The organism is Mycobacterium sp. NGS41, from assembly GCF_059812725.1.
Map to the genome: position 1 here is coordinate 20,735 of NZ_JCALDF010000023.1, position 12,607 is coordinate 33,341.

Below are 12,607 nucleotides of genomic sequence, written 5' to 3' on the forward strand. Positions count from 1 at the left end.
TCCACGTCGGACCATAGGACCGTAGGAGTTGCACCATGCCGATTGTCGAGCGCCGATCCACTTCGCATCACGGCGATTTGGGCGATCGGATCCTTGACGCGGCCCGACGGATCGTGCTGAGCACTGGCGCGCGAAAGATGTCGTTGTCTGATGTGGCAACTCTGGCGGGGGTGTCACGGCCGACCATCTACCGCTACTTCGACTCCAAAGAAGACCTCATCGATGCGCTGGGAAAGCAGGAGCGCCGGCGCTTCAACGCTGCATTGGATACGGCGATGACAGGGGTAACCGGACTCGCGCGACTGGAAGCCGCGCTCGACGTCGTGGCGACGTTCGTCGAGGACCAGCCGCCCGGCCGTCAGCTCGACCTGGAGCCGGGCTTCGCCCATCAACAGATGGCCCACGCGTTACCGATGATCACCAAAGGGTTGGTGGCGGTCTTAGCGCAATGCGCTCGGGAGGATGGCTCCATTGTCGTGCCGAACGCTCGTGATCTTGCTGCTGCAATCGCACGAATCGCTCTGAGCCATTACATATTCCCAGATAGGCCAGCGGCGGTCCGCCGGCAGATCCGCGCTGCGGCCGGTCTGCCTGACGGCCGATCCAGGGCGTCTCGTCAGAATCGATGATCAGCCGACTGCTCGTGCCACACCTTGGACGGCGCGCAGGCTGCCGGCCGCCAGAGCGTGGGTGAGGTTCTCGACCTTGCGCTCGAAGTCGGCGACAAAGGCGTGCAGCCCCAGCGGGTTGGGCGGTTGACTCAGCAGGACTTGCATCAGAGCGGCCGCCTGATCGGTGAGATCGTTCCAGTGCTCGATCGCGAAACCGGCGGACTCGATTACCGCCCGCAGTTCCTCGGCGCTAACCAAGTGGCTGCGTTCGGGCGTGTCAGCCCACGGCAGCGGATAGCTGAACCGGCCGTCTCCTCCAATCGTGATGTCCCACAGGGCAAGTTGGCCTCCGTCCATCAGCACCCGTCGCGCTTCGGAGTACAGACGGGCCTTGTCAGCCACGTTCATTTGAACGTGTTGGCTGACGACGACCGCAAATGTGGCGTCGGCGAAGGGCAGGGTGGTGGCGTCTGCTTGCCGAACCGATATCTGCTCGCTCAACCCGACGAGCCCGTTGAGCCAACGGTTGGTTTCGCAGTACTCCTCGGTCAGATCGATCGCGCTCACCCGGCAGCCATAGCGGTCGGCGAGAAAGCGCGCGGTGCCGCCGATCCCGCTGCCCGCGTCGAGCACCTCGTCTTGGCTGCCGATCCCGACCAGGTCCACCAGCTGGCTGGTGGCGAACCGGCCCATGGTGTGGAAGTCCTCGAGCAGCCCGAGGTCGGCGGGTGCCAGATGCGTGAGGTCTTTTGCGGCGTCGACGAGAGCCCGCTCGATGTTGCTCTGCGATAACCCAGTCGAGTACTGGGCCGCAATGGTGGCGTTCATGCCGCCACCGCCAGAGTGTGCTCGCGTCGCCACAACGCGGACTGGCCGGAAAGCCGCGGCTGCGCCGGCCGTGGATGCTGCTGGAGCCGGTCGAACTGGTCTAGCCGGTGCATTGGAACCATCCCGGTCAACGTGAAGTTCCAGATTTGGCGGATGAGATTGCCGGCGGTACGGCGGGATTCGGGACCATTGACGTAGCGGCGGGCAATGGTCAGGAAGTCTTCGGGTTCGACACCGGCGACGTCACGCACATGCGTAGTTGGGCCGCCCACTTCCCAGGTTCCGAGCGCGTGCTCAGGCAGGTAGTGGCGCAAGCTGGACTCGAAAAACAGGTCGGCGCCGAGTCGCTTGGCGTTCACTCGTACCGCGCGCATGAACATCCGCGCGGGAATGTCGATGTGGCGCACCCGTCGGCCCAGCGCCTCACCCACCGCGTCGGCAATCTCCGATCCCGATAGCAACGTCGGTCCCGTCGGGCGGTAAGCGCGACCGTCATGACGGTGCGGGTCGAGGAGCGCACCCACCGCAACGCGGGCGATGTCCTCGTTGGAGGGAGGGGCATTTCGGCCCGCCCCGGTCGGCGTCGGTAACACTCCCAATTGGGCTGCCATCGGCACTAGTTGCAGATAGTTGTCGGCGAAGTACCCCGGATCCACCGCAACGTGGGCGGTGTTCGGCAGTAGCCCGAACAACTTGTCGGTCAACCAGGCATGCCGGGTCATCAGCGACGGGTGCTCCGGGCTGGCCAACCATTGCCCAAGCGCCACAACGGCTTCCACCCCCGAATGCTGCGCTGCGACCGCGAAGGTTACCGCGCTGTCGAGCGCATGGGGGTGATACGGGGGATTGAAGTACAGCCGGTTGACCCGGCTCATCGCGTCGCCGACTTGGCGGACATCGAACATGTCCGCGACCACGACCTCAGCGCCCAAGTCCTGCAACCGGTCGCTGCGGCCGTCGATGCGGTGCACCATGGCCCTGGTCGATACGCCCTGCTGTAGCAATTGCGCGGTGATGGCGCTGCCGATCCTGCCCGTTGCGCCGGTCACCAGTACCCGTGTGTGTGTCATTACTTTTCCTTTCTTGATGCGCCGGTTCCCGAGCCGGGAGCAGCCAGGCGACGACGAGGGCGGCGGCCAGTGCGATACCGGCACAGACCAGCGAGCCGACTTGCAGGCCATCCAAAAACGCGTGATCGACGGCGTCGCGGACACTTCCGGCCTGCTGGACTGGAAGCTGTTCGATAACCTTGTGCGCCACAGCCATTGAACGCCGCATTCCGGAGCTGACATCGTTGGGCAGTCCGCCCAATGCTGACGCCGAACCAAGCTGGTCGGAGTACACAGACGCAAAGACGCTGCCCGCGATGGCCACACCAAGGGTGCCGCCGAGTTCACGGGTGGTGTCGTTGACTGCGGAGCCGATGCCCGCTTTGTCAACCGACAGCGATCCCATGATGGCTTCGGTGGCCGGGGCAGTTGTCAGGCCCAGGCCGCCGCCGAGCAGCAGCATCTGCAGCGCGATCTCGGCGTAGTGTGTCGAGGCGTCGGCGGTAGAGGCCCATCCCAGTCCGGCAGCGAACACCGCCAGCCCACCGGCGACGACGGCGGTGCTGCCGATCCGCTCCACCAGCCGGGGACCCAAGATGCTGGCCAGCGCGATCGATGCGGCGACGGGCAGCAACCGGACTCCGGTCTGAAACGCGGTGTAGCCCTTGATGAATTGAAAATACTGGGTGATGACGAAGATGAACCCGAACAATGTCAGGAAGCCCGCGGTCACCGCCAGGCTGCCTCCTGAGAAGCGGAGGTTGGCGAAGAACGAGATGTCCAGCATCGGATGGTCGCTCCGTCGCTCCCACAGAGCGAACCCAGCGAGAACCACTGCGGCTAACGTGAATCCGATCGCCGCGCGGGGACTGGTCCACCCCCAGGTGGGTGCCTCGATGACCGTATAGATCAACGCGGTGACCCCGGCCGCGGAGAGGATCAGACCGGGCAGATCAGTGCGGGGTGCGGCGGGGTCGCGGGAAGTGGGCACGAACAAGATGCCGCCGACGATTGCCAGCACCGCGATCGGAATGTTCACCAGGAAAATGGCGCCCCACCAAAAGTGTTCGAGCAGCCAGCCGCCGCTGATCGGCCCCACAGCCACCCCCACGCCGACCATTGCCGCCCACACGCCGATCGCCTTGGCGCGAGCCACCGGGTCGGTGAAGACGTTGGTGATCAGTCCCAGCGTGGTCGGGAAGATCACCGCCGCGCCAATGCCCATTGCCGCACGAGCGACGATCAGCGCATCAGCCGAATTCACCTGTGCGGCAATGCCGGAAGTGATCGCGAACACTACCAGCCCGGAATTGAGCCAACCGCGCCTGCCGTAACGGTCACTCAGGCTGCCGGCCGATAGCAATAGCCCGGACATGACCAGGGTGTAGGCGTCGACGATCCATTGCAGCTGCGAAGTGTCGGCGCCTAGTTCACGCGACAGAGTGGGCAGTGCGACGTTGACGATGGTGGCGTCGACGCTGATGACGAAGACACCGAGGCAGATGACGGCGAGCGCGGGAATCGGGTGATTGCGGAACACGGGGCCGGTATGCATAGACAAGACAGTAAATCTAGTAGACAAGTTTATCAAGTAGATAATTGAAAAAGATGTCTAAGGTGCTAGGCTGGCATCGTGCCCATCCGCAGGAATTACAAGCAGAACTGCCCCATCGCACTCGGGCTCGACATCCTGGGTGAGCGATGGACGCTGCTGATCCTGCGCGAGTTGGTCGGCGGCCCCCGTCGCTACGGTGATCTACGCGCTCAGCTGCCGGGCATTGCCACCAACCTGCTCGCTGAGCGGCTCAAGGAGCTGCAAGACGACGGGCTCGTGGACCGCACCGACTTACCTGCCCCGATCGGGCGCACCGTCTATACGCTCAGCGATACTGGCTGGCAACGGGTACTGCCCATTCTGCAGAGCATCGCGTGGTTTGGCCTGGACCGACTCGAACCGGTCGACGACGGCCCGATATCGCCGCTGAACGGGTTCTTGGCCGGGATCGTGCTGGCCTTCGACCCGATCAAGGCCGCCGGCTTGGAGGCGACGTACCGGGTCGAGATCGACGGTCGCCGTTTCGAGTTCGCGGTGCACCAAAGCCGCCTTGCGGGCGCTCAGGGCCAGCCGACGGTGACGGTAACCGCAAGCGCGGCAGATCTTTTCACAGCGCGTCTCGGGCCTACCGAAGCAAAGCGCAAGGCGGCCCTGCGGCGAGTCAACTTCGACGGCGACCAGGCTGACGTCGACGCACTGCGTAGCGCATTTTCGCTCTACTGAACTCGGTGTCATGCCGCGTGCCGCGAAGGGTTCTGCGGGGCCGCCAAGGGCGGCGTCTCACGCGTCTTGACGCTGTCGGGGGGTGGGTGTTTACTCGGAATTGAATCGAACATACATTCGAACAGAGTGCTGGTAGGAGGCTAGCCATGACTGCGGCTTTTGCCCTCGGCCAGCGCCAGGAAAACCGTGCTGAGCAGCTCAAACTGCTGCGCAAGAAGATGGCTGAGATGTCCGGCGGCCAGACTCACTCAGACGTCCTGCTGCCGCAGCCGGCCGAACCGGCGCTCGTGCCCAAGGGAACAGTAGCGGTGCTGTCGGGGGCTCGGTCGCTGCTGCTGAGCATGGTGGCGTCGGTGACGGCGGCCGGGGGCAACGCGGCCATCGTCGGGCAGCCGGATATCGGGTTGCTGGCCGCTGTGGAGATGGGGGCGGATCTGAGCCGGCTCGCGGTGATACCGGATCCCGGGACCGATCCGGTGGAGGTGGCCGCGGTGCTCATCGATGGCATGGACCTGGTGGTGCTCGGCCTGGGTGGGCGCCGAGTGCCGTGGTCGCGGGCACGGGCCGTGGTGGCCCGTGCCCGTCATAAAGGCTGCACCCTGCTAGTCACCGACGGCGACTGGCAGGGGGCGCCGGCGCGGCTTCAGGCCAGGGTTTGCGGCTACGAGATCACATCGGCTCATCGCGGGGTGCCCGCTCCGGGGTTCGGACGGATCGGTGCGGTGCGGCTGCAGATCAGCGGGTGCGCGGGGGAACGGGTGATCGGCCAGGTTCGTACGGGGTGAGTTGGTGACATCCACATCTGGCCCCTCTGGGTCCCGGGTTTTAGCGATCTGGTGCATGGACTGGCCCGCGGTGGCCGCGGCGGCAGCAGCAGGCCATCCCGCGACGGCTCCGGTCGCGGTCACGCTGGCCAACCGGGTGATCGCGTGCTCGTCTGCCGCCCGGGCAGCGGGAGTCCGGCGAGGTGTGCGGCGCCGGGAGGCGTCGGCCCGCTGTCCGCAACTGCACGTCGCGCCCGCCGACGCCGACCGCGACGCCCGCTTCTTCGAGGGCGTGATCGCGGCGGTGGACGACCTGGTGCCCCGCGCCGAGGTGCTGCGGCCCGGGCTTTTGGTATTGCCGGTGCGCGGGGCGGCCCGCTATTTCGGGTCCGAGCAGCAGGCGGCCGAGCGGTTGATCGATGCCGTGGCCGCAGCCGGCGCCGAGTGTCAGGTGGGTATCGCCGACCAGCTGTCCACCGCGGTCTTCGCAGCGCGCGCGGGCCGCGTCGTGGAGCCGGGAGGCGACGCGCGGTTTCTGTCGGTGCTGTCGATCCGGCAGCTTGGCACCGAGCCAAGCCTGTCCGGCCCGGGCCGAGAGGAACTGACGGATCTGTTGTGGCGGATGGGGATTCGCACCATCGGCCAATTCGCCGCACTGTCGCGCACCGACGTGGCTTCCAGATTCGGCGCCGACGGCGTGGTCGCGCACCGGTTCGCCCGCGGCGAATCCGAACGCGGGCCCTCCGGTCGTGAGCCACCGCAGGAGCTCGAAGCCGTGCTGGACTGCGATCCGCCGATCGACCGGGTTGATGCCGCGGCCTTCGCCGGGCGCTCACTGGCCGGCAGCTTGCATCAGCTGATGATGGCCGCCGGAGTGGGATGTACCCGGCTGGCCATACACGCCGTCACCGCCAACGGCGAAGAGCTGGAACGGGTGTGGCGGTGCGCCGAGCCGTTGACCGAGGATGCCACCGCGGACCGGGTGCGCTGGCAACTGGACGGGTGGTTGAGCAACCGGACTGCCCTAGACCGGCCGACGTCGCCGGTGACACTGCTACGCCTGCAGGCGATAGAGGTGGTGTCCGCCGAGGCGCTGCAGTTGCCGCTATGGGGCGGTCTGGGGGAGGAGGACAGGCTTCGGGCTCGTCGGGCGCTGGTGCGGGTGCAGGGCTTGCTCGGGCCGGAGGCGGTGCAGGTACCGGTGCTGTCCGGTGGTCGCGGACCGGCCGAACGCATCACGCTGACTCCGCTGGGTGACGAGCCGGTGCCGCAAGCCGACCCGAACCAGCCGTGGCCCGGCCAGCTGCCCGGGCCGTCGCCGACGGTACTGCTCGACGATCCAGTGGAATTATTTGACGCCCAAGGCAATCCGATACGGGTGACCCGCCGGGGCATGTTCTCCACCGACCCTGCACGACTGACCTGCCGTGGTCAAGACGACGGGCTGCGCTGGTGGGCGGGACCTTGGCCGGTCGACGAGCGGTGGTGGGATCCGGATCGATCGGGGGCTGTTGGCCGCACCGCCCGTGCCCAGGTGCTGCTGGAAAGCGAGCGCGCGCTGCTGCTGTGCTACCGCCAAAGGAGGTGGTACCTGGAGGGAATCTACGAGTAGGGTTACACCCCAAGGTATTCGATGCGCTGCAGTGCCTGCGGCGTCAAGTCCTTAAGTGAGGGATATCCGTCGACGGCCATGATCAGGTCCGCTTCGGCCAGCAACGAACGCAGTACGTGAACAATGCCGTCGATGCCGCCGAGCGCCAGACCGTAGGCGTACGGGCGTCCGATGCCCACCGCGGTTGCCCCCATAGCCAAGGCTTTGATGATGTCTGCGCCGCTACGGATGCCCGAGTCGAAAAGCACCGGAAGGCCGTCGGCGGCCTCGAGCACTGCGGGAAGGCAGTCCAACGCGGGCAGCCCGCCGTTGGCCTGTCGGCCGCCGTGGTTGGAACAGTAAATGCCGTCGACGCCAAGGTCTTTAGCGCGGCGTGCGTCGTCGGGATGGCAGATGCCTTTGACCATCAGCGGCAGGCTGGTCTCCGCGCGCAGCCATTCCAGGTCGTCCCATCGGAAGGGGCCGCCGAAGATCGGTAGCTTGCGCACCGCCGCCTCGGTGGCGTCTTCGCCCGGTTGCAGACCGGCGCGAAAGACCGGATCGCTGGTATAGGTGGCCAGGCATCCGCTGGGTACCTGCGGATAGTTTCCGGCGCTCAGGTCACGCGGGCGCCAGCCGGTGACCCAAGTGTCGAGGGTGACCGCGATACCCTTGAACCCGCATGCTTCAGCGCGGTGCACCAGGCTGGCGGCCATCTCGCGGTCCGGGGGCGTGTACAGCTGGAAAAACCCCGGGGTGTCGCCGAGCGCGGCGGCGACATCTTCCATGGGATCGGACGTCAGTGTCCCCACGAAGAACGGCACACCCGTGCGAGCGGATGCACGCGCAGCGGCCATATCGCCGTGGCCGTCTTGGGCGCATACCCCGATCACCCCGATGGGCGCCATGAACACCGGCGCCGGCAACGTCACCCCGAAGAGCTCGACGGACATGTCGCGTTCGGTAGGGGCGATACCCATGCGCGGAAACACACCCCAGCGCTTGAACGCTTCGACATTTGCCCGTTGCGTCAGCTCGTCACCGGCGCCGCCGGCGACGTAACCCAGCACTTTCGGCGGCATCGCCGCGGCTGCCTTGGCTTCCAGCTCGGCGAAGGCGATCGGGTACGGCGGCTGCCTGCCGGCCTGTCCTTGTTCATAAAGCTCGGTCTGATATTCGGCGAAGGCCATGGCTCATGGCATACCCGACGATTGGTCGGTTAAACGGTTATTTTCCGCACCATCGATGAGACGAATATGACTGCCCCGCAACCATTTTGGTGTTCTCAGTATCAGGCTCCCGCCCCGCTCGCGCCAAGTGTGCGCTGCATGTCCGGCTTCATCGCGACCAGCTGGGCATTCCAATAGCCCCAACTGTGCACGCCGTTGTTGTCGATATTGAATGTCGCATTGTGGCCGCCCGCGGCGGTGTAGGCGTTCTTGAACGCGACGTTGCTTTGCAGGATGACCTGCTCGATGACCTGGCCCGGCAGACTGCCCTGGCCGATTTCCGACGGTGTGCCGTTGCCGCTGTAGATCCACAGGCGAGTATTGGTGCCGGCCAGCCTTCCGGCTTGCACGGTGGGATCATTTCGTTGCCATCCCGCACCGCCGGCGGGTCCCCACATGTCCTCGGGATTAAAGCCGCCCTCATCATTCATCGCAAGTTTGATCAGCGCCGGCCCGTCGCCGCTGGAGGGAGTCATGTAAGCCGACAGCGACGCGGCGTACGCGAACTGCTGCGGGTGATAGGCCGCCAAGATCACCGCCGACGACCCCGACATGGACACGCCCACCACGGCATTGCGGGTCGAACGCACACCGCGGCTAGAAAGATAGCCCGGCAGTTCGCTCGTCAAAAAGGTTTCCCACTTATACGTTTGGCCATTCGCCGAGCCGTACCAGTCGGCGTAGAAGCTGGAGCGCCCGCCGACGGGGGCCACCACCGAAAGCCCCGAGCCGCGGTACTCGTCGAACGCGGGAGTTTCGATATCCCAGCCGCTCCGGTCGTCGCGTGCGCGCAAGCCGTCGAGCAGGTAGACCGCCGGCGCGCCTCCGCCCTGAAATTCCACGGTGATGTCGTGGCCCATCGACGGCGACGGCACCTGCAGAAATTCCGGCGCAGCGGCCCGGGCAGGAACAGTGCCGCCGAACATACCAACCAGCCCCGGCAGGGTGGCCGCCGCGATTCCGGCGCCGATCAGCCGACGCGTCCAGCAGTTTTTGACCATGTTTCCCTACTTTCTGGTTGCGGCTGCCCGGACGCCTTGTGTGCTGGGTCAACCGAGATCGGTGCTCGCCTCAGATGTGTCCAATCCATCGATGGTTGGCGAGGCCGGTGGCCAGTGGTTTGGGAGGCGAACCGCTCGGCGATGCTCACCGCGTGGTCAGCGAAAAGTTCGTAGAGCCGGCTCACCAAGGCCACCTCAACGCCAGCGGCGACGCCGTATCTCCACCCCGGGTCGACCAATATGGCCAGCAGCCGGCGGTGCAGCTCACCGACTGCGCCGTCGTCGCGGCGAAGACGCGCTGCCAGCCTTGGCTCGCGTGACAACACCACTTCTTGAGCAGCGCAAGCCAACGCCACCGCCATCGCGTTCAGTTCGGCGACCCGTCCGCAAACCTCGGCCGGCACGGCATGTCTGGGGTGATGACGGCGGGCGATCTGGGCTACTCGCACCGCGAGCTCACCCATTCGTTCCGCATCGGCGGCAACCCGGATGGCGTTGGCCATCTCACGCAGATCGGCGGCCTTCGACGCGTGCAGCGACAGCAATCTGAACGCGGTTTCTTCCGCGCCGCAATTCAGCGCAGCCATGTACTCTTGCTCGGCGATAACAGCTTTGGCCATATTGATGTCGGCCCGCAGCAATGCGTGCGTGGCGTGGTCCAGTGCCTGACCGGCCGTGGCGCACATGTCTGCCAGCTGGAAGGTTAGTGCCGCCAGCTCGTCACCTATTGCGCTCTTCATATTGGCGTATGGGCCGAGGAGCCGGAGCTAAACTTGCCGACGGGTCTTGTTATGAAATCGTGACCTAATCGCGCTGGCTGGGAGGCTGCACCTTCTCCGCCGGTGTTCGCCCGCGGTCAGTGAATGACACTGACCACCAAGCGGTTTGAGTGCCGGTGTCGGCCGGCCGTGCTGTCAGGAAGCCGTTATTCTCCGAAGCCCTGGCGCGGAGCCCCCGCCGGCGGCGCGCTGTGACCACCAAGACGGCTTGCGGCAAAGGCCGCCCCCTGGTCGATCACTGCCCCGTCGCTTGCGTATGTGTCGTGTGCTGCGAAATCCATCCCGTCAGAGCACACCGGGTCGTCGACAGCGCATACCTTGAGGGTCTTCGGCTGGTACAGCGGGCCGATCACGACCGGCGGCTGGCCGAGGAAGTTCATCGCCCGGACGTTTGGCGTACCGAAGAGGACGACGGCTGCGACGTGGTTCGCCACCCCGGGGTCCATCGGTTTGGGCACGGTCGCGGGATCGACCCCGTCCGGTACCGCGTTCGACGTGACGAAGCCCATCACGGCCGCGCCCTGGGAGTAGCCGCTGAGCACCATCTGGGTTTGGGGACAGCTGCCCGCCATGGAAACCACATGGGCGCCGGCGTCCCGAATCCCGTCGATGCCGGTGTCCCACTGGTCGCTGGCGGGGTAGTTGACCGCGTAGACGTTCATCGAGCGTCCGCCGATGCGTGGGCGTAGGGAGTCGACGAAGGCCTGTCCGGTCGGGCCGACGCCCGGGGCCTCACCGGTGCCGCGGGCGAATACCACCTCCACGTCGGGACACGACTGTGCGGAGGCGTTTGGCACAGCGGAGGTAGAAAGGATGCCCGCGCTGACGCCCGACGCTGCGAGCACTGCGGGACCGAGGAGGCGAAGTATGTGTCGTGCGCTCATGTCGGAATATGTTGCCCTCTTAAATGTTGCCTAAACAGACTTTTTTTGGGAATCTTCTGAGGATCTACAGCCTAGTCGACCCCGACAAGTGGCGGAGTGCCGGCTACTCGTGTACGGCCACACCGAGACACCGGATGCGGCAGCTGCGATTCGCGAGTCCATTTGTCCGACAACGAGTGTGCGACCGGCCGCCGTGCGAGCTGGGCGATCGGCCGCTCACTTCTGAAAATGCGTGTCGCGCTGTCGCTTTTGCAGCGTGAATTGGTCGACATCGGCGTAGCCGCCGAATGGCCTTGTCCCTGTTGGCCGATGGGTTGGCCGCCCAAGTGGTTAATACCTTCCGAACACGAGGGCGGCATTGTGGCCGCCGAAACCAAACGAATTGTTGATCGCGTAGTGGTAATCACCGGCTCGCGTCTCCCCGGCGACCACGTCAAGATCGATCTCCGGATCGAGATTGCGCAGGTTCAGCGTCGGCGGGACGATGCCGTCTCGCAGCGCCAATACCGTCAGGATCGACTCCACCGCGCCGGCCGCGCCGATCGAATGGCCTAGCGCCGCCTTGGGCGCGTACACGGCGGGCCGATGGGTACCCAACGCGTTATTGATTGCGTTCGCCTCGGCCAGGTCGCCGACGCCGGTCCCGGTCGCGTGCGCATTGACATGGTGAATGTCGGTCGGACTCAGTCCGGCGAGTTGGATCGCCCGCGTCATCGCATGCCCGGCTTGTTCACCATTGGGATCGGGGTTCACAACGTCGTAGCCGTCGGAGGTGGTGGCCGCACCCATCAGCCGGCCCAAAATGTTGGCGCTGCGGGCTTTCGCGTGGTCCTCCGTTTCGACGACCAGCAACGCTCCGGCTTCGCCGAACACAAAGCCGTCGCGATCCTTGTCGAACGGACGGCACGCGCCGGGGGGATCGTCGTTGTTGGTCGAAAGGAGGTGCATCTGCGCGAAGGCGGCGATGGGCACCGCCTCGATCCTGGTCTCGACCCCGCCACAGATCGCGATGTCGGCCTCACCGAGCACGATGTGCTGCCAGGCTCGCGCGATCGCTTGGGTACCCGACGCGCAGGCCGCCACCGGGGTCGTGATGCCGGCCCGAGCACGGTGTTCCAGCCCGACCCAAGCGCTCGCCGCGTTGGGCATAGCCATCAGCACACCCAGCGGATTAACGCCCCTCATGCCACGGCCGCTGATGTCGTCATACCAATGGACCATTTCCTCGGTCGAGCCCATGCCGGTACCGATGGACACCATCAACCGGTTGGAGTCAACTTCGGGTGAACCGGCGTTCGCCCATACTCGCCGGCCAAGCACCGTGGAGATCTTCTGCAGGAATAACATTCGGCGCAGCTCCACCCGCGTCAATTCGCAGTCGAAATCCTCGAGCAGATGGCCGCCGATGCGCACCGGCATGTCGAACTCCTCGACGAACGGGTCGTCAAGCGTTCGAATCCCACTCTGACCGTCCAGCAGCTTCTTCCACGTGTTGTCGGCATCGGTGGCCAGAGCGGTCGTCATCGCAACACCGGTGACAACTACATCTGGTAGACCATTTCCCGTTGAAAACCCAGCCATAGCATTGCCCCG

Annotated in this window: 12 protein-coding genes; 4 read left to right on the forward strand and 8 right to left on the reverse strand. The window is 65.5% G+C overall.

The window, feature by feature from the left end; translation table 11 throughout:
* The first annotated feature begins 35 nt into the window (after positions 1–35).
* Positions 36–629, forward strand: coding sequence for a TetR/AcrR family transcriptional regulator (locus AC5Y21_RS18900; protein WP_499914607.1), 594 nt, complete (start codon positions 36–38; stop codon positions 627–629).
* On the opposite strand, the gene AC5Y21_RS18905 is transcribed toward AC5Y21_RS18900, so the two are convergent.
* Genes AC5Y21_RS18905 through AC5Y21_RS18915 form a run of 3 tightly spaced genes read right to left on the reverse strand, consistent with a single transcriptional unit; the run spans position 630 to position 4,043 of the window.
* A complete protein-coding gene (locus tag AC5Y21_RS18905; protein ID WP_499914608.1) occupies positions 630–1,439 on the reverse strand; it encodes a class I SAM-dependent methyltransferase in 810 nt (269 codons plus the stop codon).
* A complete protein-coding gene (locus tag AC5Y21_RS18910) occupies positions 1,436–2,443 on the reverse strand; it encodes a Rossmann-fold NAD(P)-binding domain-containing protein (RefSeq protein ID WP_499914687.1) in 1,008 nt (335 codons plus the stop codon). The genes AC5Y21_RS18905 and AC5Y21_RS18910 overlap by 4 nt, the downstream gene beginning before the upstream one ends.
* The gene (locus AC5Y21_RS18915; protein ID WP_499914610.1) at positions 2,361–4,043 is read right to left on the reverse strand and encodes an MFS transporter; all 1,683 of its coding nucleotides are present in this window, start codon (positions 4,041–4,043) and stop codon (positions 2,361–2,363) included. The genes AC5Y21_RS18910 and AC5Y21_RS18915 overlap by 83 nt, the downstream gene beginning before the upstream one ends.
* A 78-nt stretch (positions 4,044–4,121) precedes the next feature.
* Here AC5Y21_RS18915 and AC5Y21_RS18920 point away from each other — a divergent pair, with 78 nt between their 5' ends.
* The 3 genes from AC5Y21_RS18920 (at position 4,122) to AC5Y21_RS18930 (ending at position 7,142) form a co-directional block, all read left to right on the forward strand.
* Positions 4,122–4,766, forward strand: a complete 645-nt coding sequence (locus tag AC5Y21_RS18920; RefSeq protein ID WP_499914612.1) for a winged helix-turn-helix transcriptional regulator — start codon at positions 4,122–4,124, stop codon at positions 4,764–4,766.
* A 146-nt stretch (positions 4,767–4,912) separates the two neighbouring features.
* On the forward strand, positions 4,913–5,551 hold the full coding sequence (gene imuA' / locus AC5Y21_RS18925) for a DnaE2-dependent mutagenesis accessory factor ImuA' (protein WP_499914614.1): 639 nt from the start codon (positions 4,913–4,915) through the stop codon (positions 5,549–5,551).
* A gap of 55 nt (positions 5,552–5,606) precedes the next feature.
* A complete protein-coding gene (locus tag AC5Y21_RS18930) occupies positions 5,607–7,142 on the forward strand; it encodes a DNA polymerase Y family protein (protein WP_499914690.1) in 1,536 nt (511 codons plus the stop codon).
* A gap of 2 nt (positions 7,143–7,144) precedes the next feature.
* Here the strand turns inward: AC5Y21_RS18930 and AC5Y21_RS18935 are convergent, their stop codons facing one another.
* The 5 genes from AC5Y21_RS18935 to AC5Y21_RS18955 form a co-directional block, all read right to left on the reverse strand.
* A complete protein-coding gene (locus AC5Y21_RS18935) occupies positions 7,145–8,311 on the reverse strand; it encodes an alpha-hydroxy-acid oxidizing protein (RefSeq protein WP_499914616.1) in 1,167 nt (388 codons plus the stop codon).
* Positions 8,312–8,412: 101 nt separating this feature from the next.
* Positions 8,413–9,351, reverse strand: coding sequence for an esterase family protein (locus tag AC5Y21_RS18940; RefSeq protein ID WP_499914618.1), 939 nt, complete (start codon positions 9,349–9,351; stop codon positions 8,413–8,415).
* Positions 9,321–10,091 carry a phosphate signaling complex PhoU family protein gene (locus tag AC5Y21_RS18945; RefSeq protein ID WP_499914620.1) on the reverse strand — a complete coding sequence of 257 codons (771 nt, stop codon included), beginning with the start codon at positions 10,089–10,091 and terminating at the stop codon, positions 9,321–9,323. Before AC5Y21_RS18945 ends, AC5Y21_RS18940 begins: the two co-directional genes overlap by 31 nt.
* 185 nt (positions 10,092–10,276) lie before the next feature.
* Entirely contained in the window at positions 10,277–11,014 is a 738-nt protein-coding gene (locus AC5Y21_RS18950; RefSeq protein ID WP_499914622.1) for a cutinase family protein, read from the reverse strand.
* A gap of 330 nt (positions 11,015–11,344) precedes the next feature.
* Positions 11,345–12,595 (reverse strand): KasA/KasB family beta-ketoacyl-ACP synthase, encoded by a 1,251-nt coding sequence (locus tag AC5Y21_RS18955; protein ID WP_499914693.1) that lies wholly within the window; start codon positions 12,593–12,595, stop codon positions 11,345–11,347.
* Positions 12,596–12,607 lie beyond the last annotated feature (12 nt).